This window comes from Stenotrophomonas panacihumi (assembly GCF_001431645.1).
Lineage (GTDB): Bacteria > Pseudomonadota > Gammaproteobacteria > Xanthomonadales > Xanthomonadaceae > Stenotrophomonas_A > Stenotrophomonas_A panacihumi.
In genome coordinates this window covers 1-21,356 of the sequence record NZ_LLXU01000107.1, presented here as the reverse complement: position 1 = coordinate 21,356, position 21,356 = coordinate 1, and the positions used below count along the sequence as shown (strand labels likewise).

The window sequence follows — 21,356 nt, the reverse complement described above, 5'->3', positions numbered from 1 at the left end:
GCGCCTGCTGCACCGGACCACGCGCCGCATCGGCCTCACCGAGGCCGGCTCGGTCTACCACGAACATTGCCAGCGCATCGCGCGCGAACTGGAAGAAGCCGAAAGCGCGGTGGGCCAGTTGCAGTCCGGCCCGCGTGGCTGGCTGCGCTTCACCGTGCCCTACTCGATCGGCATCACCTGGATCGCGCCGTTGCTGGGCGAATTCCACGCGCTGTATCCGGAGATCCAGCTGGACATGCATCTGGGCAACGAGAAGCTGGACCTGATCGCCGGCGAGGCGGACCTCGCGCTGCGCGTGGGTTCGCTGCCGGATTCGAACCTGGTGGCGCGCAAGCTCGGCAGCCTGCGCACGCAGGTGTTCGCGAGCCCGGCGTACATCGAGCGCTACGGCGAGCCGTTGCATCCGGATGAACTGCAGTTCCACCGCACGCTGGCGATGCGCAAGAGCCGCACCAACACGGTGAGCAACAACCGCTTCTACTGGTCGCTGACCGATGGCACGGAGCTGCGCGATTTCGGCGTCAACCCGTTGATGGTGGCCAACGATCCGTCGGCGCTCAACGGTGCACTGCTGTGCGGCGAAGGATTGATGCTGACCGGCGACGTGATGGCCAAGCCGTTCATCGAGTCGGGCATGGTGCGTCGCGTGCTGGCGGGCTGGACCGGCCCGGAAGTGGATTTCAACGCGGTGTTCGCCGGTGGCCGGCTGGTGTCGCCGAAGGTGCGCGCGTTCGTGGACTTCCTCGTCGACAAGCTGAACTTCGATGCGAACTACATGATGGCGCAGTGTCCGGCGGCGAAGCTGGCCGCGGCGCAGGCGCGCCAGGCGCAGGAAGACGCCGAGCACGTGGAGGAAGCCGAGGTGGCGCTGCAGGCCGAAGGCAAGCGCATCCTGGAGAAAGTGACGGCCTGACGGCCGCACGACGGCGGCGTCCGCACGGGACGCCGCCGGTGTTTCATCGCGCGACGCAGCGGCTCATGGCCGCGCTGCCCTGCCGCGCGTAGCTGGCGACCGGCCGGCCGTCCGGGGCGCGCAACTGCATGCGTTCGCCGCTGGTTTCGATGTCCAGCATGACGGCCTGCGTGGCGCCCGGCGGGCTCAATGCGATGACGTTTGCGTGGCGCTGGTAGCGGAATGCGACGTTGCCCTGCGCGCGGATCACGTGGCCATTGCCCTCGGCGTCGAACACCAGGGCGTCGCGTGGCTGGCCTGCGGTGCTTGGGTCGCGGTCGCACAGGATCCAGGTGGTGCCTGCGAGGCTTTCGCCCGCGGATTGTGCGCTGAGGGAAAACGACGCGATGCAGAAGGCAGCGGGAAGGAAGTAGCGGAACATGGCATGACCCTGGACGAATGCGGCGCGGGGTTGCGCCGGACGTCGGGCATGTTAGGAAGCGCTTCGGGGATTGGCTTTGCGAACAATCCAATCGGTTTGTTGGCTGACGGATGGCGCTTTGCGCTTGCTTTGTGGTCGCGCGCGGGGTTCGTCGCGCGGACGCCGGGGGCTGCCCCCGGTGTCCCGAACGTGCATCGTGAGCGGATCGGAAAGCGAAACGCGGAAGCTGATTCGCTCGCGCTGTTGCTTAACGCCTGGGCTTCATCAACACCACGTCGAGTGGGCAGGTGCCCTCGTAAGGGCTGACGGCTGTGGCTTCGAATACGTATGCCAAACCACCTCGTGCCAGCTTGCCCTCCGCTTGCACCATGGCGTCGCGTCGCTCCTCTCCCGTCGCTCCACCGTAGTGGCAGGAGGATCCTGCGCCTGCGAGTTCCAGGCCTTGCGTGACAGGCGTCAAGGCACGGCCCGCATCATCATGAATCTCGGCCGGCGCCCTGCCCTCCAGTCGGCAGGTCTCGAATTCGTCCACCTGCCGGCCACATACCAACAGGGGCTGATCCAGGTAGGCCGAGGGATCCTTCAGTACGTCGCTCACGGGGATGGGCGCTGCGGGATGCGCGCATCCGCTCGCCATGGCCACACACAGCAGTGACACGACACGTCCAAGCGATCGCACTTCGGCCCCCTGTCTCGACAATCCCTCGATGCACGCTAGCGGCGTGGGCTACGTCCCACAATAGGGCCGGACACGACAAGGGCCGCTTTCGCGGCCCTTGTCTTCATGCGTGCGGGATCAGTTCGATCCGGTCGCGCCCGGCGTGCCCTCGCGCAGCGGGATCAGGTGGATCTCCACGCGGCGGTTCTTCGCACGGCCGGCATCCGTATTGTTGTCGGCGATCGGCATGCGCTTGCCCATGCCCAGCACCTCCATGCGCTCGCGCTGCACGCCCTGCGCGCTGAGGTACGTGGCGACCGAGTCGGCACGCTGTTCGCTCAGGCGCTGGTTCACCGCGTCGCTGCCGATGCTGTCGGTGTGGCCGACCACTTCCACCATCGTCTGGTTGTATTCCTTCAGCGTGGCGGCGACGCCGTTGAGCGCGGAGTAGAAGTCCGGCTTCAGCGTGGCCTTGTTGAAGTCGAACGTCACGCCGTCCGGCAGGTTGAGGGTGATGTTGTCGCCCTGGCGCGAGACCTCGATGCCGGTGTTGGCGGTGCGCTCGCGCAGCGCGCGTTCCTGGCGGTCCTGGTACTGGCCGATCGCCGCGCCACCCAGCGCGCCGATGCCCGCGCCGACCATCGCGTGCTGGCGGCGCTCGGTAGCGCTGTCGCCGGTGAGCAGGCCGCCGGCCACGCCGATGGCCGCGCCGATCAGCGCGTTGCGGCCGGTCTTGTTCTGCTGCTGGGTCGGGTTGCCGTACTGGTCCTGCTGGACGTACGAGCCGCCCGTGGCGCAGGCCGACAGGGCCAGCGCGGCGGCAACGGCAACACAGACCTGCTTGTTCGCTGCTCGGAACATGTTTCCTCCTTGTGGCCGGCTCGTCCGGCGGGATGCGTGCGGCGAGAATAAACAGGCGAGCGCGAGCAGGACATGATGAAAACGCATCGCGCGCGGTCACGGCAGGCCCGCGTTCAGAGACCTGTCGCGCAGGTTCAGCTTGCCGCGCGCATCCGGGCGTAGGCGGTCAACGCGGCCTCGCGTCCTTCGGCCAGTTCGATGATCGGTGCGGTGGGATAACCCGGCGCGTGGGCGGCCAACGCCTGCGGGTGCTCCCACGGCGCGAAGCGCTGCGCCACCGGCAACGCCGCCAGTTCCGGCACCCAGCGCGCGATGTAGCGCGCCTGCGGATCGAAGCGCCTGGCCTGGGTCACCGGGTTGAACACGCGGAAGTACGGCGCGGCGTCGGCACCGGTGCCGGCCACCCATTGCCAGCCCAGCGTGTTGTTGGCCAGGTCGGCGTCGACCAGCGTGTCCCAGAACCAGCGCGCGCCGATGCGCCAGTGCTGGCGCAGGTGCTTGGTGAGCAGGCTGGCAACGATCATGCGCACGCGGTTGTGCATGAAGCCCGTGGCCCACAGCTCGCGCATGCCGGCATCGACGATGGGAATGCCGGTGCGCCCCTGGCGCCACGCGCGCAGCGTCGCGGCGTCGCGCGCGGCCCACGGGAAATGGTCGAAGCGCGCGTCGAGGTTGCGCGCGGGCGTATGCGGGAAGTGGTGCAGCAGGTGATAGGCGAATTCGCGCCAGCCCAGTTCGCGGATGTAGCCATCGACATCGGCGGCCGTGCCGGCACGGTGATGCCGCGCCAGTTCGGCGCAGATGCGCCACGGGGCGATCTCGCCGAAATGCAGGTGCGGGGAGAGCCGCGAAGTGCCGATGCGGTCGGGTTGGTCGCGCTGCTGGCGATAGCCGTGCAATGCGCCGTCGGCGAACGCTTCAAGCATCTCGTGCGCGCCCGCCTCGCCGGGTTGCCAGTGCTCCCAGAAGCCGGTGTCCCAGTCGCGCTTGGGGGCCAGGCCGAGGGCATCGAGGTCATCGCCGTGCAGCGTCGGCGGCGCGGGCAGCCGCGATGGTGCCTGCCACGGCTCCGGCAAATGCCACTGTTTCAACGCGCTGCGCCAGAACGGCGTGAACACCTTGTACGGCGCGCCCTGCTGCGTCGCCAACTCCCACGGTTCGAACAGCAGCGTGCCGTTGAAGCTTTCGACGGTGAGCCCGCGCTCGCGCAGCGTGCGCTTGATCGCCGCATCGCGCGGCTGCGTGGCCGGTTCGTACTTGCGGGTCCAGTAGACGGCCTGCGCGCCGCTCTCGGCGATGACCGCCTCCAGCACTTCGGCGCTGTCGCCCTGGCGCAGCAACAGGTCCGAGCCCCGCTTGCGCAGGTCTTCGCGCAACGCCTGCAGCGAGCGGTGCAGCCATGCGTCGGACGCCGCCCCCGGGGCCCATCGACCTTCCTCGTGCGGTGCATGGATGTAGAGCAGGATCGGCACCTGCCCGGCGTCGAGCGCGGCGCGCAACGCCGGTTGATCGTCCAGGCGCAGGTCGCGCCGCAGCCACACCACCGCATATTCCATCGAACGGGCACCCTGCCTTGAAGGCCGCGATGATACCGGGCCGCCCGCGATGCCGATGCGACGACGGCCGGGAGGTCCCGGCCGTCGCGCCTTCCCCTTGGAGAGAGGACTTGCCCGTTACAGCCTGTAGCTGAAGCCCAGCAGGTACTGGCGGCCGTACTCGGTGTATTCCTCGGGCAGGAACAGGCCAGTGCTGTTGGTCGATTCGCTGACCTCGGTGCGGAACGCCTCGTTGGTCAGGTTGTTGACCTGGAACATCAGCGACAGCCCCTTCAACGCGCTGGTCTCCGGGAACTCGTAGCTCAGCTGCAGGTCCACGCTGCGCTCGCTCAGCGTGTTGCGGTACTGGCGCTGGCCGAACAGCGAGGAATACTCGCCGCGGTACGGGTCGCGGTAACGCTGGCTGATGCGCGCACCCCAGCCGTACTTTTCATAGAACAGCGTGGCGTTGGCGACGACCTTCGACAGGCCCGGGATGGTATCGGTGCCCGGGGTGTTGTCGTTCGGGTCCGGGTCGATCGACGATTCGGTGTACGAGCCGTTGAGCTGCACGCCGAAGCCGTCCAGCGCCTCGGAGAACAGGTCGCCGGTCAGCGTCACCGCCGCCTCCACGCCGCGCATGTAGCCGCCGGTGCCGTTGGCCCAGGTCGAGAACGTGCCGATGTTGGAGATCGGGGTTTCGCCGTCCGGGTCATAGCCGGTGAAGTCCCACGGAATCGTCTGGCGGTAGATGTAGGTGTCCAGGTCCTTGTAGAACAGCGCCACGCTGGCGTAGCTGGCCTGCCCCATGTACTTCTCCAGCGACAGGTCCACCGCGTTGGCACGGTACGGTTCCAGCGTCGGGTTGCCGCCGCTGCCTTCCCACAGGCTGGTGGTCTGGCTGACCGCGGCGCTGGAATCGGCGCTGAGGTAGTTGATCGGCGCGCGCATCATCTGCTTGGCCGCGCCGAAGCGCACGTTCCAGCCATCGCCGAAGTCGAACACCAGGTTCAGGCTCGGCAACGCGTCGTTGTAGCGCGCGCCCAGCGTCTGGCTGCCGGTGATCGCCCCGCCGTTGGCATTGAAGCCGGTGGAGGACTGGTCGGTGCTGATGTACTGCATGCCCGCGTTGCCGCGCACGCGGATGCGGTCGGTCAGGTCCATGTCGATGTTGGCGCGCACGTAGTACGTGTTGACGTCCTCGTCGACGACGTAGTCCTTGCGCAGGTCGTCGTTGCTCTCGGAAATCGCCACGTCGTAGTACTGGTCCAGCAGCGCGCGCGGGTTGAAGGTGAGGATGTCGCCCATGCCGACGAAGCCGAGCGAGGTCGGCGACATCAGCAGCGACGGGTCCACCAGGGTGGCGCCGTTGCGCAGCGTGGCGAAGTACACGTCCGAGCGCTTGTCCTTGCTGCGGCGGTTGATGTTGGCGCCGACATCGAAGCTGCGCACGATGGCGGTGTCGACGTCATAGGTGAACTGCAGGCGGCCGGCCTTGATCTCGTCCTTCTGCCAGGAATTCTCCAGGCGGCCGTCATGCCCGTAGTTCTGCACGTCCCACAGGTAGACGCTGTTCGGGTCGGACAGGTCGGCCAGCGAGTAGTTGCCGTAGCCGGCGCTGATCGGCACCTGGAAGCCCACGTCCTGCGGGTCGGCCAAGCCGGCGTAGGTCTCCAGCTGCGACTGGCGGCGCTCGGCGCGCGAGTAGTTCAAATCCAGGCTCACCGTCCACGGTTCGAAGCTGATCGTGTTGGTCCAGCCGGCCGAGAACAGCTTGTCCTCGCGGGTGTTGTTGTCATTGCGCACCAGCGGCTGCACGCCGGTCTGGGTGCCGCTGGTGATGATCGGGAAGCCGTTGCGCTCGGTCAGGCCGATGTTCTCGTAGCCGGCCGGCTGGCCGTTCATGCCGGTCCAGTAGGCGTCGTTGGTCCACATCGCGCCGTGCATCACTTCGTCCTGCTGGAACTTGGACCAGTAGACGTCGAGGATGCTGTGGAAGTGCTCGTTCGGCTTGAACTCGAAGGCGCCCATCACGCCGTCGCGGGTCAGGTCGCGCGATTTCACCCACGCTTCCTGGCCCTGCAGCGCGATGGCGTCGGCCGGCTTGCCCGGCTGCGACTGGCCCCACACGTCGGTGTTGGCCCACCACCATTCCTTGTAGTGCTTCTCCTGGAACGGCGAGTTCAGCCGCGCCACGCCCAGCGCGATGCCGATGGTGTCGTCGGCGAACTGGTCCACGTAGGAGGCGCTGGCGCGGTAGCCCTTGTCGTCGCCGTCGGGGCTCAGGTCGCCGAGCGAGTTCTTCTCGCCGTTGCCGGTGATCACGATGCGGCGCTCGCCCAGGCTGAGCGGGCGGATGGTCTGCAGGTCCACGGTGCCGGACAGGCCCTGGCCCACGACCGCCGCATCGGCGGTCTTGTAGACGGTGACGGCGTTGATCAGCTCGGCCGGGTACTGGTCGAACTCCACGCCGCGGCTCTCGCCGGTGCTGACCTGCTCGCGGCCGTTGAGCGTGGTGCCGACGAACTGCTCGGACATGCCGCGGATCTGCACGACCTGCGAGCGGCCGTCCACGCGCTGGGTGGCGATGCCGGGCAGGCGGGAAATGGAGTCGGCGATGCTGACGTCGGGCAGCTTGCCGATGTCCTCGGCGGAGATCGCCTCCACGATGGAGGTCGATTCGTTCTTGGTGGCGACCGCCGATTCGATGGCGGCGCGGATGCCCGTGACCTGGACGGCGTCCAGGTTGGTCGGATCCGGGGTGTTCTGGGTGGTGGTGGCCTGCTGGGCCTGTGCGGTACCGGCGCCAAGCGCCAGGGCGCAGGCCAGGACCAGCTGGTGACGACGGAACGTCCCGCGCGGGGACAGGTGATGACAGCGCATTCGGCTCCCTCCAAGCCTCGATGACAGCGCTGTACTAAGGCGAGGACGAATAGATTGTCAACTTTTCGTTATATGGCCTTCGCGGGTACTCCGCAGAGGCTTGGGCGACAACGCTGTGCGCGTGCGCGCAACGCGTGGCTGACGCAGCGCAGCACGTCGCGCGCGCGGATGTTGGTCAATAAATGATCGCAAATGCTGGCCTGTCGTTCGGCCTGGCTTTCACGTCGAACGGTGGTCAGCGCCGCCCGCCGCAGGCCTTCCAAGTCAGCGCTCTTGTAAACATAGTCGCCGTAGTTCTGCGGGAAGTTGCCCACGCGCACGAGTGCGTGGCCGGTTGGGTTGTAGACCCACCGCCAGCCCGGTCCCGTATCGCGCTCACGCAACTGGGCCAACTGCTGCGGAAGCTGCGCCAAGGGCGCTTCACTGGCCGCGGCCAGTGCGTCGTAATTTTCGGCCAGCAGATTGATCGTGGCCTGCCGCTTGAAGAACGGTGCCTGCAGCGCATTGCCCACCCGCTCCAGCGACGTCTCGGGGGGCGGCAGCGACGCCAGCACGCTATCCGAGGTGTTCTCGGCCAGCCGTAGCTCACCGGCCAGTGCGCGCCGCAGCGAGCGCTCTTCGACGGTGAACGGCACCGCCCACCCGGCCGGCGGCGCGATCGCCTGTTCGCGCAGCACCAGGTTACCCAAGGCGAAATGACGCCGGATCGCGGCAGCCGCGATGGCCTTGCTGACCAGCAGGTCCGAATCGCGCAACACGCGGCGCCAGAACGACAGGTCGCCCTCGAGCAGCGCCCGCGCGGCGGCGGCGTCGCCCGCGCGGGCACGTTGCCATGCCTGCAACAACAGCAGTTGCTGCCCATCCAGTGCGTATTGGTAAGGCGGGAGGACGAGCGCGATGTTCGCGGTATCCGGCTCCCGCCAACCGGCATGCTGGATCAACGACTGGTACCGCTCCAACAACCCGGCTTCATCGGCCAGCCACTGCGACAGCGTCGCATCGGCTCGCGGCAGCGCCTCGGCGCACGCCTTGGCATCCTGCGAGCAGGCGCTGGCGAGCTTCCGCACCGCCGGCGAACGCGCCTTGCGCAGCTCCCGCTCGCCGGCATTCGCCGCGCCCATGCCGGACAGATAGACAAACGCATTGTCGGCGTCCGCCAGCGCGGGGCGTCGCGCCAGTTCGGCATGGAAGGCCTGCACCTGGGCCGACGGCGCCTGGTCGCGCGCATTGATCACCCACAGCACGCCATACAGCGCGACCACGGCCAATACCGCGCCCACCATGACCTTGCCGGTCATCCGCAAAGCAGATCGCATGCGTCGCCCCCGTTCCGTGGAGATTCGAGGGTATGCGCTGGCGGGCCGGCCGCCAAGCGGGCGCCCTACCCCCTCAGCGCCTTGCGCACCGCCTCCGGGCTGATCGGCAGGTGGCGCACGCGCGCACCCACCGCGGCGAAGATCGCGTTGCCGATCGCCGGCGCCACCACCGTGGTGGCGGGCTCGCCCAGCCCCACCGAGGCCTCGGTGCTGGGGATGAACGCGATCTGCAGCGGCGGCACGTCGGCGATGCGAAGCGGGGTGTAGCTGTTGAGGTTGGTGTCGCGCACCTGCCCGTGCTCGATCAGCGTGCCCTCGTGCAGTGCCATGCTCAGGCCCCACAGCGTCGCGCCCTCGGTCTGCGCCAGCGCGCCATCCGGGTGCACCACCGTGCCGCAGTCGGTCACCACGCTCAGCTGTTCCACCTGCACGTGCCCGGTCTGCCGGTCCACCTTCACCCGCGCGACGCAGGCGACCCAGGTCGGCATGTCGCGCTCCTGGCCGAACGAGGTGGCGATGCCCAAGCCCGTATCGGCCGGCAGCGTCTGCCCCCACCCGGCCAGCTCGGCGACCCGGCGCAGCACGCCGGCCTGGCGCGCGGCGCCGCCCACGGCGTTCGGCGCGCTGCCGGCGTTGTCGCCGCTCGCATCGAGCAGCGACAGGCGGAAGGCCAGCGGATCCTGCCCGCGCTGGTGCGCCGCTTCGTCCATGAAACTTTCCAGCGCCCAGTTCGTCCAGCCCGGACCGACCGAGCGCAGCCAGCCCGGCCGGAACACGCGGTTGGCCAGGTCGTTGGAGATCGCGCGCACGCGATGCGCGCCCACCGTGTACCAGTGGTCGGCGCCGGAGATCGCGAACGGGTCGTACGGCGCGCCATTGCCCTTGGCCTTGCCGAGCAGCGCGCCGGCCATCACCTGGGTCGGCCAGCCGGCACAGGCGTCGTGCTGCATGGCCACCACCTTGCCGGCGGCGTCGAAGCCCATGCGCAGCTTCTGCAGCGAGGCCGAGCGGATCGAATCGAAGCGCGCGTCGTCCTCGCGCGTCAGCGTGAGCTTCACCGGCTTGCCGCCCAGCGCCTTGGACGCGAGCGCGGCCGGCACGGTGTAGTCGCCGTTGAGCCGTCGTCCAAAGCCCCCGCCGAGCAGGTAGGTGCGCAGCACCACCGTGTCCTCGCCCACGCCGAGCGCCTTGGCCAGCGTCGGCAGGATCAATGATTGCCACTGGTTGCCGGTGTGGATCTCCCATACGCCGTCCTTCTGCAGGGCCAGCGCGTTCACCGGTTCGAGCTGGAAGTGCAGCACGCTGGCGGTGGTGTATTCGGCCTCCAGCGAGGACGCCGCCTTGGCGAACGCGTCCTCCACCGGGCCTTCGACCACGCGCGCGCCGGCATTGGCGTCGGCGATGAGCTTGGCCGCATGGTCCAGCACCTGCTGTTCGGACACCTCCGCGGTATCGTCGTTGTGCCACGTCACCTTGAGTCGGCGCGCGGCCTGCATCGCCGCCCACGTGGAATCGGCCAGCGCGACCACCCAGCCCGGCACGGTGCCGGAGGGATCGTCCAGCACGAGGTGGCCCTGGTAGCCCTTCACTTGTTTCGCCAACGATTCGTCGACCGCGCCGGCCTTGGAACCGTTGCGCGTCGGCGGTACCACGGGCGCGGCGTGCACCATGCCGTCGACGTGCGCGTCGATGCCGTAGACGCCCTTGCCATCGGTCTTGCCGGGAATATCCAGCGCCTGCGTGTCCACGCCGACCAGCCGCCGCTCGGCCGGCGGCTTCACCGGCATCGCCTTGAGCTCTTCGGCGCTCCAGCTGCGGCTGAGGTCGCCACGCTGCACGATCTGCGCATAGGTGATCGACCGCCCCGCCCCGCTCACCACGCTGTTGCGTGCCTGCAGCGAAGCGGCCGGCACGCCGAGCAGCTTGGCGGCCTCCTCGATGAGCGCCGTTCGCCCGGCCGCGCCGGCCTGGCTGAGCAGCGGAAAGCTCTGCCACACCGACCAGCTGCCGCCGGTCACCATCAGCCCCCACTTGGGGTCGCTGTCCACGTGCTCCACGCGCACCTGCGACCAGTCCGCCTCCAACTCGTCGGCGAGGATGCGCGCCAGCGCGGTGCCGACGTGCTGGCCCATCTCGGCGCGAATGACGTGCACGGTGATCGTGCCGTCGGCGTCGATGCGGAACCACAGGTTCGGGTCGAAGCTGCGCGTGGCCACGACCTGCGCCGTCTGCTCGGGCAGCACCAGCGAAGCGCGCGCGAAGGCCATCACGAAGCCGGTGCCGGCAGCGCCGATCAAAAAGCCACGACGGGTCAGGCGCAGGCCGCGCGGCGTGCCGAGGTCATTCATCGCCTGCGCCTCCCGGCATGGCGGCCGCCGGGGCCGGCGCGGGCGCGCGCATCGCCTCGGCTGCGAGGTGGATCGCCTTGCGGATGCGCACGTAAGCCATGCACCGGCACAGGCTGCCGGCCATCACCGCTTCGATCTCGGCATCGCTGGGGTTGGGGAAATCGGCCAGCAGCGTGGCGGCCTGCATGATCTGCCCGGGCTGGCAGTAGCCGCACTGCGGCGCCTGCGCGGCGACCCACGCCTGCTGCAGCGGATGCTGGCCTTCGGGCGAAAGCCCTTCGATGGTGGTGACCTGCTGCCCGGCCACCGCGCCCACCGGCGTGATGCACGAGCGGATCGCCCGGCCATTGAGATGCACCGTGCAGGCCCCGCACATGCCGATGCCGCACCCGAACTTGGTGCCGGTCAGGCGCAGCTCGTCGCGGATGACCCACAGCAGCGGCGTGTCGTCGTCCGCGCGCACCTCGACCGACTGGCCGTTGAGTTGGAACTGGCTCATGGATGGGCTCCGGTCTGTCCGCTCTGGGTGCCCGAGGACGGTTCCTCACGCAGCTTGGCCACCTGCTGTTCCAGGTCCGGCCATGGTGGCCGGTCGGTGCGCGTGCGGCGCAGCCACGCGGCGAGCGCGGCCACCTGCGCGTTGCTGAAGCTGTGCGAGAAGCCCGGCATCATCTGCCCGGGCAGGCCTTCGTCCACGCCGATGCCGTGCAGGATGATCTGGATCAGCGTGGAGGGATCGTCGGCGGTCAGCGCGCTGTTGAAGCCCAGCTCCGGGCGCACCAGCAGCGGCATCGGGCCGTTGTTGTAGTGGCAGGACGAACACGCCGCGTTGTAGAGGTTGGCGCCGGGGTCGGTCTGCTGCGCGGTACCGATGCGATTGGCCTGTTGCATGCGCGCCAGGGCCGCCTGCGGGGGGGCGACCTGCTTGCCGCGCGTGCCGAAGCGGTCGGCGAAATACGCGGCGATGGCGCGCACGTCCTCGTCGGGCAGCCGCGCCAGGCCATCGTGCACCACCGGCGACATCGGGCCGGCGGCCGTGCCATGCAGCTGCGTGGCGCCATGCCGCAGGTAGGCGAACAGTTCCTCCTCGCTCCACGGCACCGGCGCGTGGTTGCGCCCGTCCAGCGGCGGCGCGTACCACTGGTCGATGGCCGCGCCGGCATAGCGGGCGTCGCCGCTGCGTTCGGCGCCCAGGCGGTTGCGCGGGCTGTGGCAGGCCGAGCAGTGGCCCAGCCCCTCGGCGAGGTAGGCGCCGCGGTTCCACTGCGCGTCCTTGCCGGTGACCGGGCCGAACTGGCCCTCGCGCACGAACAGCAGCTTCCAGCCGGCCTGCAACGGGCGCCAGCTCAGCGGGAACGGCACGTCCGGCTTGCGCTGTGCCTGCCGCACCGGCGGCTGCTGCATCAGGTAGGCGTACAGCGCGTGCAGGTCGTCATCGCTGACCAGTTCGAAATGCTGGTACGGAAAGGCCGGGAACAGCTGGTGCCCCTCGCGGCTGACGCCCTTGCGCATGGCGCGCACGAAGGCTTCCTCGGACCATCGCCCGATGCCGGTTTCCGCATCCGGGGTGATGTTGCTCGACCAGATCGTGCCGAAGTCCGTGCGCATCGGGTAGTTGCCCGCGTAGCGCGCGCCGCCCTTGGCGGTGTGGCAGGTGGCGCAGTAGCCGGCGCCGGCGAGCATCTCGCCGCGCTTGACCAGGGCGGGATCGAAACTGCCGGCGGCGGGTGGGTCGATCGCCTTGATCGACGGCCGCCAGGCCAGCACGTAGACGCCTGCGAAGCCCAGCACGACGAGGGCCAGCAGGAACAGGAAGAAGCGCTTGACCACGCCCACCTCCACCACATCCATGCCGCGCGCATGCGCCCCGCGGCCCGCGGTGGCGGCGGCTGCCGCGGACGTCGCGAGCATACGCCCGCCGCCGGCGCGGTGTCTTCACGCGCCCGGCCACCCCTGGCGGGCTTACTCGAAGCTGCCCACCGAGTCGTGCGAGAGGTTGTCGAAGCGGGTGTACTCGCCGAAGAACTTCAGCTTGCACGAGCCGGTCGGGCCACCACGGTGCTTGCCGATGATGATCTCGGCCAGGCCCTTGTCCGGCGAATTTTCCTTGTTGTAGTAGTCGTCGCGGTAGATGAAGACGATCATGTCCGCGTCCTGCTCGATAGCGCCCGATTCGCGCAGGTCGGCCATCACCGGACGCTTGTCGGTACGCGTTTCCAGCGAGCGGTTGAGCTGGGACAGCGCGATCACCGGCACGTTGAGCTCCTTGGCCAGGCCCTTGAGCGAACGCGAGATCTCCGAGATTTCGGTGGCGCGGTTCTCGCTGTTGCCCGGCACGGACATCAGCTGCAGGTAGTCGATCACGATCAGGCCCAGGTCGTGTTCGCGCTTGAGGCGGCGGCACTTGGAGCGCAGCACCTCCGGCGACAGGCCGGGCGTGTCGTCGATGAAGATCTTGGTTTCCTTCAGCATCTTGATCGCGCCGGTCACGCGCGCCCAGTCCTCGTCCTCGAGCTGGCCGGTCCGCAGGCGCGAGGCGTTGATGCGGCCGTTGGAGGAGATCAGGCGCATCGCCAGCTGCGGAGCCGACATTTCCATCGAGAACACCGCCACGCCCTTCTTCGACTTGATCGCCGCGTACTCGGCGATGTTCAGCGCGAAGGTGGTCTTGCCCATCGCCGGGCGCGCGGCCAGGATGATCAGGTCGGTCGGCTGCAGGCCGGCGGTCATCTGGTCGAAATCGTTGTAGCCGGTCGGCAGGCCGGTGATGTTGCCGCCGTTCTCGAAGCGGTTGCGCAGCTCCTCGAAGGCGTCCTTCAGCGCGTTGGGCATGGCGACGAAGTCGCTGCGCCCGCGCGCGCCGGCCTCGGCGATCTGGAACACCGCCTTCTCGGCGCTGGCCAGCAGCTCGGCGCTCTCGCGCCCCTCGGGCTGGAAGCCGTCGTTGACGATCTCCGTGCCCACCTCGATCAGCTGCCGCAGCACCGCCTTGTCGCGCACGATCTCCGCGTAGGCGGTGATGTTGGCGGCCGAGGGCGTGGTGCTGGCCAGCTCGATCAGGTAGGCGCCATCGCCGACCTGCTCCAGCTTGCCCTGCGATTCGAACCACTCGCCCAGGGTCACCGCGTCGAACGGGCGGCCCTTGTCGGACAGCTCGCGGATGGCGCGGTAGATCAGCCGGTGGTCGCGGCGGTAGAAGTCGTTCTCGGTGAGCTGGTCGTTGACCCGGTCGTAGGCCTCCGGCGCCAGCATCAGGCCGCCAAGCACCGCCTGTTCGGCTTCCACCGAATGCGGCGGCACGCGCAGCTGGTCGATGCGCGGCTCGGGCCGGTCATCGCGGTCACGATCACGGTCGCGGTTGGAGCGGAAGCCGGGACGGGCGGACATTCGGACGGAAACCTGACGCGGGGACGGGGGCAGGAAGGATAGGCAGCCACGGCCCCACGCGCTAGGAACAAGTCTGTGGATAAGCCGTGCGCAACCGGTGCGCGAAGGCGATCCTGGGCCCGCCCCGTCTCACCAAACGCGACGCATCAGGCCTTGTGGCGGTCGATCAGCGCCACGAAGCGATCCACGTAGCCCTGCAGGAATTTCGTCGTGCCGGCGTCGCCGAAGCCACCCTGGTTGTCGAAGAAGCCGTCCTTGTGCTGCAGGAACACCTCCGGCTGGCCGAGCACCGGCATGTCCAGGTAGGCCAGCACGTTGCGCAGGTGCTGCTGGGCCAGCGCGGTGCCGATGGCGCCGATGGAAATGCCCAGCACTGCGGCCGGCTTGCCGGCGAAGCAGCTGTCGCCGTAGGGGCGCGAGCCCAGGTCGATGGCGTTCTTCAGCACGCCGGGGATCGAGCGGTTGTATTCGGGGGTGACGAACAGCACCGCGTCGGCGGCGCGCACCTGCTCCTTCAGGCGCTTGCCCTGCGCCGGGTAGTCGTGGTCGAAATCCTGGTCGTACAGCGGCAGGTCGCCGATTTCGACGTGTTCCAGCGTGGCCTTGCGCCCGAACAGCGGCTGCAGGGCATGGGCCAGCTGGCGGTTGAACGAATGCTTGCGCAGGCTGCCGACGAACACGGCGATCTTGTACTGGCTCATGGCGGGGCTCCTTGGAAGACCCGCCCGAATCTAGCCAGCGCGGCGCTCAGGCCGGGTGAAGCGCGCCGCCCTGCCCGGCCCCGCCCTGCCCGGCCACGTCGGCGCGCGCCTGCCGCCAGCCCTCCTGCCAGGCCTGGAACATCAGCACCGTCCACAGGTGGGTGTGCCACTTGCGCTGGCCGCCGAGGAAGGCCTGCCACGGGGCCTGGATCGATTCGGGCACGAACACGCCTTCGGCGGCGAGCCGCGCGGGATCGAGCAACGCCTGCGCCCACGCGCGCAGGTCGCCGCGCAGCCAGTCGCCGACCGGCGCGCCGAAGCCGCGCTTGGGGCGGTCGACCATGTGGTCGGGCACGTAGCGCCGCAGCACCTGCTTGAGCAGGTACTTGCTGTGGCCCTCGCGGTACTTGAAGGCCAGCGGCAGCGACCAGGCGAACTCGGCCACGCGCCAGTCCAGCAGCGGCGCGCGCGCCTCCAGCCCCACCGCCATGCTGGTGCGGTCGACCTTGCACAGCAGGTCGTCCGGCAGGTAGGTGGTGAAATCGGCCAGCATCATCGCGTCGGCCGGGGTGCCGGCGCCGTGCAGCGGCTGGGCCAGGCTGTAGAAGGTTTCCGGCTCGTGCGCGCCGCGCACCGCCGCGGCCGGGCGCCGCCAGCGCGAGATGCGGTTGCGGTAGACATCGCCGATGCCGCGCGCGCCGGCCTCGTTGAACAGCACCGCCAGCCCGCCGGTGCGCGAGCCCTCGCCGCCGGCGCGGCGCGCCAGCAGCGCGCGCAGCGGCGCCGGCACCGCGCGCAGCATCTGCCAGTTGCGCAGCGCGCGCACGTAGCGCGAATAACCGAAGAACAGTTCGTCGCCGCCATCGCCGGACAGCGCCACGGTCACGCCCGTGCGCGCCAGCTTCGCCACCAGCGCGGTCGGCACCTGCGAGGCATCGGCGAACGGCTCGTCGAACATGCGCGGCAGCTCGGGCACCACCGCCAGCGCGTCGCGGCCATCCACGTACAGCTCGGTGTGCTCGCAGCCCAGGTGGGCGGCGACCTCGCGCGCCAGCGGCGCCTCGTCGTGGTGCGAGCCGCTGAAGCCGATGCTGAAGCTGCGCACCGGGCGCGCGCTCTGCGCCTGCATCAGCGCGGTGACGATGGACGAATCCGTGCCGCCGGAGAGGAACACGCCCACCGGCACGTCGGCGACCATGCGTAGGCCGACCGCATCACGCAGCAGCGCGTCCAGGCGTTCTTCCGCCGCGGCGGCATCTCCGGTGAACGGCGCGGCGAGTGCCTCCTGCATCGCCTGGCGCGCATCCCAGAACGGGCGCTGCGCCTGCTCGGGCCGGTGCGCGGCGGCGCCGGCGGCGATATCGGCCGCCTGCAAACGCAGCACGCGGCCCGGCATCAGCTTGAAGGTATCGCGATGGATGCAGTACGGCGCCGGGATGTAGCCCAGGCGCAGCAACAGGGTCAGCGCGTCGGGGGCGACGTCGTTGTCGAAATCCGGATGGCGCCACAGCGCCTTGAGTTCGGAGCCGAACACCAGCGTGTCGCCCGCCCAGCCGTAATACAGCGGCTTCTTGCCGACGCGGTCGCGCGCCAGCTGCAGGGTCTGCTCGCGGGTATCCCACAGCGCCAGCGCGAACATGCCGTTGCATTGCGCCAGCGTGGCCTCCAGGCCCCATTCGCTGATCGCCGCCAGCAGCACTTCGGTATCCGAATGCCCGCGGAAGCGGTGGCCCAGCGCCGAGAGCGCCGCGCGCAGCTGGGCGAAGTTGTAGATCTCGCCGTTGTAGACCAGCTGGTAACGGCCATCGTTGGACGCCATCGGCTGGTGGCCCAGCGGCGAGAGGTCCAGGATGCTCAGGCGTTGGTGCGCCAGGCCGATGCCGGCCTGCGCGTCGCACCACGTGCCGGCGTCATCGGGCCCGCGGTGGTGCAGCGTGGCGCCCATCGCGCCGGCCAGCGCGTTCAAGGCCTCGCCATGCAGGCACGGGTTGGGCAGCCACAGTCCAGCCAGTCCGCACATCGCCGCGCCTCAGGCCGGTTCGGCCGCGGCCAGGCGTGCGCGCACATCCTCGCCGGCCTGCACCATCGGCACGAAGCCGGCCGTGGCCTGCACGCGGCGCAACCAGTCCTGCAGCGACGGCCAGCGGCCCAGGTCGAAGCCGCCATCGGCGGCGCAATGGGTATAGGCGTACAGCGCGATGTCGGCGATGCCGTAATCCGGCCCGGTGAACCAGGCGTGCTGGTCCAGGTGCTGCGCCATCACCGCCAGCGCGGCGTCGCCACGCTCGCGCAGGCGCGGCAGGTCGGCGCGGCGCGGCGAATCGAGCGGCGTCCAGCCACGGATGAAGCGCGCCACGGCCACGTAGGGCTCGTGGCTGTACTGCTCGAAGAACATCCAGCTCAGCGCCTGCGCGCGCTGCCAGGCATCGGCCGGCAGGAACGGCGTGCCTTCGGCGAGCCAGTGCAGGATGGCGTTGGATTCGACCAGCACGCGGCCGTCGTCGCGCTCGACCATCGGCACCTTGCCGTTGGGATTCTTCGCCAGGTAATCCGCCGTGCGGGTCTGGCCGTTGGCGCTGTCGATCTCCTGCCACGCATAGCGGGTGCCCAGCTGTTCGAGCAGCAGGCGCACCTTGTAGCAGTTGCCGGAGGTGGACATGCCATAGACGGTCAGGGGCGCGCGCGGGCTGGACATCGACATTCCGGTGGCGAAGGGGGACCGGCAGTGTCACCGCCCGCGCCCGCTTTGCAAAGCCCCGGGCAGCCTCAGCCGGCCGCGCGCGCCACCAGCATCACGAACAGCGCCGCGCCGGCGATGAACATGCCCAGCGCCAGCGTCAGGCCCCACGCCAACAACACCCGCAAGCGCGACGCGCCACTGGCCACCGCCACGCTGGCGGTGGTGGACACCACCGTCCACGCCAGCCCGGCGAAGCCGAACAGGGCCATGACGAACATCCCGGGCCACTCCCCCGGCGTGACCGCGGCCGGCTTCGCCATCCACGCCACCGAACCCAGCGTGGCGACGACCGTACCGGCCAGCAGCGGCAGCTGGGGCACCATGCCGGCCGCCAGCGCGGTGGCCAGCCGGCCGAAAGACAGCCGCACGCCCACCGCGCGCAGCACGCCCCAGAACACGCCCCAGCCGACGCCCCATTGCAGCAGCGCCCAGCCGACCTGCTTGAGCAAGCCGAGGCTGCCGCCGGCGCGATACAGGCTCAGCGCCAGCACGTAGGAAGCGCCCAGCGCGATCCACGCCAGCGTGCGCAGGCGCGGCGCCTCGAACACCTTCTGCGCGGTGCGGTACGGCATGTAGAGCATGCCGCCCAGCCCGCCGCGCCAGGCGCTCCAGCCGGCGGCGCCGAGCAGCAGCGCCGCCACGCCCACGCCCGCCAAGGCGTACAGCCACGGCGCCAGGCCGATGCTGCGCATCGGGTTGGGTCGGAAATCGTGCTCGAAGAACAGCAGCTCGCGCGCACGCGCCATGTCGTTGGCGGCGCGGCGCACGCCCTCGGGCGGGATCCACAGCGCGCGGCGCTCCCACTCGCCCTCGATCACCAGCTCGCCATCGCGCACATCGACGCGACGGCTGAAGCGGAACCATGGGTTCTCGATCACCTGCCGGCTGGGCTTGACCCAGATGCCGGCATCGCTGCGCACGCGCACCGTCTGCGTGGCCAGGCGCGGGCCGCCCAGCGCCAGCGGCGTGCGCCGCGCGGTGCGCGGCAGCTCCTTCATCCAGTCCTGCAGCTGGAACAGCGGGAAGCCGACCACATCGTTCTCGCGCGGGTGCCAGTCCAGGCGGTAGGTCTCGCCGATGCGCAGGCGCGCCGGGTCGGCCTCGTCCACGGTGGGCAGGCCATCGAGCTGCAGCTGGCTGTAGAAGCCGCGCATGTAATCCAGGTAGCGGTCGCCGAGCGCTTCGGCCCCCTGGTTTTCGAACATCTCGCGCGCGTCGTCGCCGCGGCCCTGCAGGTAATCGGTGGTGACGGTGAACCTGGCCTGCCGGCGCGGGCGCGCCATGGCGATGTCCACGTCCTCCTCCACCACCACCTCCGGCGTCACCGCGCCGGGATAGGGAATGTCCACCAGCGCCGCCTGCCCCGCGCGCACCGGCAGGCCCTGGCCGAACGGCAGCGGCGAGCGCGCATCGAAGGTGCCGTATTCGCGGTCGCGCGTGGCGTCGACCCAGAACTCCCGGCCCTGGGTGCGGGCGCGCACCACGACGTGGTCGAAGGCCAGCGGGCTGGGCAGGCGCGCGGCGAGATCGTTGCCGGGCGAGGAGTTCACCAGCACCGGCTCGGCCTGCACGCCGGCCAGGCCGAGCAGCGCGACCAGCAGCGTCGCCTTGTCCTTGCAGTCGCCGTAGCGGTTGCGCAGGGTGTCCTCCGGCGCGTGCGGCGCGTGCGAGTTCACGCCCATCTCCAGGCCGAGGTAGCGGATCTCGCCCTGCACGAAGGCGATGGCGCGCTGCATCGAGCCTTGCGGATCGGCGCGGTCCAGCTTCAGCTGGGTGGTCATCGCGCGCGCGACGGCCGGGTCCTTGAAACCTTGCGGGTACAGGCGCGCGGCCCAGTCGGCCACCTCGCGCCAGTGGGCGGCGGTGGAGAGGTCGATGCGGCCATAGGTGTCGTGGCCGGACGGGGTGTCCTTCTCCTCGCGCACCGCGGGGAGCGCGTCGGCGTCCAGGCGCAGCTCCTCCATGCCGTCCACGCGCTGGCGCGCGCTGCGGAAGCCCTCGGTGCTGACCTTCCAGTTCAACGGCATCCCGGCCGGATAGCGCACGCGCAGGCGCCGCGCGCCCAGCGGCACGTCGTAGCGCGCGGTGTAGCTGTCGTAGTAGCCGCGACCGAACACCGGGTTGCTGCCGGCGACGGTGTAGCCGTAATCGATGCGGTCGCCTACGCGCAGGTCGGGCAGGCTGATGTTCAAGGTCAGCGAGCCGTCGAGCAGCCCCTGTTCCAGGTCGCTCTCGCGGCGCAGCTGCGCATAGTGGGCGCGGCGGCGCATGTCCAGGCGCTGGCCATCGCGCCAGACCGCCAGGTGGTTGAGCGCCAGCTGCTGGTACTCGGGCTGGTAGTACAGGCTGACCTGGCCGGCGTCGCCGAGCGCGTTGTCGCGCAGCACGGTGTAGCTGACGCGGCGGTACCACAGCGGCTGCCTGCCACTGAGGTCGACCTGGTCGGACACCAGCTCGTAGCGCAGCCCGCCGCTGGCCGCGGCGCTGGCCGGCAGCGGCTCGTCCTGCACCCAGGCCGGCGCGGCGGTCATCGCCGGCGGCTGTTCGGCCGCCCACGCCGTCACCGACGCACACAGCCACAGCGCCGTCCCCAGCAGCCGATTGGCTTTCATCCAGCGCACACCTTCCCCCTTGCGGGCATCCTGCCCCTAGAACGCATTCAGGCCTGTCAGTTCGCGACCTACCACCAGTTGGTGGATCGTCTGAGTGCCTTCATACGTGATGACCGACTCCAGATTCAAGGCATGCCGGATGGCCGCGTGCGCCAGGCTGATGCCGGCCGCCCCGAGCAGGTCGCGGCAATCGCGCGCCACGTCCAGCGCCATGCGGCAGTTGTTCCACTTCGCCAGCGACACCTGGGTGGGCTGCAAGCGCCCGGCGTTCTTGAGCTGGCCGAGCTGCAGCGCCAGCACCTGCGCGGTGGTGATGCGCCGCGCCATCTCGGCCAGCCGCACCTGCACGGCCTGGTTGGCGGCCAGCGGCCGGCCGAACAGCTGGCGCTGGCCGGCGTAATCCAGCGCCTCGCGCAGGCAGGCCACCGCCGCCCCGATCGCGCCCCACGAAATCCCGTAGCGCGCCTGGGTCAGGCAGCCCAGCGGTCCCTTCAGGCCGAGTGCCCCGGGCAGGCACTGCGCGTCGGGCACGCGCACCCCGTCGAAGAACAGCGCCGAGGTCACCGACGCCCGCAGGCTCATCTTCTGCCCGATGTCCTGGGTGCTGAAGCCCGGCGTCCCGCGTTCGACCACGAACCCGCGCACCCCTTCTTCCGTCTGCGCCCACACCACGGCCAGGTCGGCGATGCTGCCGTTGGTGATCCACAGCTTGGCGCCGTCGAGCACCCAATCCCCGCCGACGCGCCGCGCGCGGGTGCGCATGGCGGCGGGATCGGATCCCCCCTCGGCCTCGGTGAGCCCGAAGCAGCCGATCAGCTCGCCCGCCGCCATCCCCGGCAACCAGCGCCGCCGTTGTTCCTCGTTGCCATAGGCAAAGATCGGATACATGCACAGCGACGACTGCACGCTGACGAAACTGCGCAGCGCGCTATCGCCCCGCTCCAGCTCCTGGCAGATCAACCCGTAGCTGACCGCATCCAG

Annotated in this window: 16 protein-coding genes; 1 reads left to right on the top strand and 15 read right to left on the bottom strand. The window is 69.7% G+C overall.

Annotation, left to right across the window (positions count from 1 at the left end; genetic code table 11):
- On the top strand, window positions 1-913 hold a 913-nt coding region (locus ARC20_RS13910; RefSeq protein ID WP_057648140.1), incomplete at its 5' end, for a LysR family transcriptional regulator.
- Between the two features lie 43 nt (window positions 914-956).
- On the opposite strand, the gene ARC20_RS13905 is transcribed toward ARC20_RS13910, so the two are convergent.
- The 15 genes from ARC20_RS13905 to ARC20_RS13835 all read right to left on the bottom strand — a co-directional run.
- Window positions 957-1,334, bottom strand: a complete 378-nt coding sequence (locus ARC20_RS13905; RefSeq protein ID WP_057648138.1) for a hypothetical protein — start codon at window positions 1,332-1,334, stop codon at window positions 957-959.
- A gap of 247 nt (window positions 1,335-1,581) precedes the next feature.
- Window positions 1,582-1,932: a hypothetical protein gene (locus ARC20_RS13900; RefSeq protein WP_057648136.1), complete on the bottom strand. Its 351-nt coding sequence runs from the start codon at window positions 1,930-1,932 to the stop codon at window positions 1,582-1,584.
- Window positions 1,933-2,130: 198 nt separating this feature from the next.
- Entirely contained in the window at window positions 2,131-2,853 is a 723-nt protein-coding gene (locus ARC20_RS13895) for a YiaD family glycine zipper/OmpA-like lipoprotein (protein ID WP_057648134.1), read from the bottom strand.
- A 134-nt stretch (window positions 2,854-2,987) separates the two neighbouring features.
- Complete coding sequence (locus ARC20_RS13890; protein WP_057648133.1) at window positions 2,988-4,409, bottom strand: cryptochrome/photolyase family protein; 1,422 nt, start codon at window positions 4,407-4,409, stop codon at window positions 2,988-2,990.
- Between the two features lie 117 nt (window positions 4,410-4,526).
- Window positions 4,527-7,271: a TonB-dependent receptor gene (locus tag ARC20_RS13885; RefSeq protein ID WP_057648130.1), complete on the bottom strand. Its 2,745-nt coding sequence runs from the start codon at window positions 7,269-7,271 to the stop codon at window positions 4,527-4,529.
- A 68-nt stretch (window positions 7,272-7,339) separates the two neighbouring features.
- Window positions 7,340-8,569: a hypothetical protein gene (locus ARC20_RS13880; RefSeq protein WP_057648129.1), complete on the bottom strand. Its 1,230-nt coding sequence runs from the start codon at window positions 8,567-8,569 to the stop codon at window positions 7,340-7,342.
- 83 nt (window positions 8,570-8,652) lie between these two features.
- Window positions 8,653-10,935, bottom strand: coding sequence for a xanthine dehydrogenase family protein molybdopterin-binding subunit (locus ARC20_RS13875; RefSeq protein ID WP_057648126.1), 2,283 nt, complete (start codon window positions 10,933-10,935; stop codon window positions 8,653-8,655).
- Entirely contained in the window at window positions 10,928-11,434 is a 507-nt protein-coding gene (locus ARC20_RS13870; RefSeq protein WP_057648124.1) for a (2Fe-2S)-binding protein, read from the bottom strand. Before ARC20_RS13870 ends, ARC20_RS13875 begins: the two co-directional genes overlap by 8 nt.
- Window positions 11,431-12,846 (bottom strand): c-type cytochrome, encoded by a 1,416-nt coding sequence (locus ARC20_RS13865; protein ID WP_237642598.1) that lies wholly within the window; start codon window positions 12,844-12,846, stop codon window positions 11,431-11,433. The genes ARC20_RS13870 and ARC20_RS13865 overlap by 4 nt, the downstream gene beginning before the upstream one ends.
- A gap of 51 nt (window positions 12,847-12,897) precedes the next feature.
- Entirely contained in the window at window positions 12,898-14,322 is a 1,425-nt protein-coding gene (locus ARC20_RS13860) for a replicative DNA helicase (RefSeq protein ID WP_057648122.1), read from the bottom strand.
- Window positions 14,323-14,468: 146 nt separating this feature from the next.
- Entirely contained in the window at window positions 14,469-15,023 is a 555-nt protein-coding gene (locus ARC20_RS13855; protein WP_057648120.1) for an NADPH-dependent FMN reductase, read from the bottom strand.
- Window positions 15,024-15,069: 46 nt separating this feature from the next.
- Complete coding sequence (gene asnB / locus ARC20_RS13850; RefSeq protein WP_057648118.1) at window positions 15,070-17,043, bottom strand: asparagine synthase (glutamine-hydrolyzing); 1,974 nt, start codon at window positions 17,041-17,043, stop codon at window positions 15,070-15,072.
- A 9-nt stretch (window positions 17,044-17,052) separates the two neighbouring features.
- Window positions 17,053-17,718, bottom strand: coding sequence for a glutathione S-transferase family protein (locus ARC20_RS13845; RefSeq protein ID WP_057648116.1), 666 nt, complete (start codon window positions 17,716-17,718; stop codon window positions 17,053-17,055).
- A gap of 71 nt (window positions 17,719-17,789) precedes the next feature.
- Window positions 17,790-20,375 (bottom strand): DUF3857 domain-containing protein, encoded by a 2,586-nt coding sequence (locus ARC20_RS13840; protein ID WP_237642597.1) that lies wholly within the window; start codon window positions 20,373-20,375, stop codon window positions 17,790-17,792.
- Between the two features lie 36 nt (window positions 20,376-20,411).
- Window positions 20,412-21,356: acyl-CoA dehydrogenase family protein (locus tag ARC20_RS13835; RefSeq protein ID WP_057648114.1), on the bottom strand; the 945-nt coding region annotated here is incomplete at its 5' end.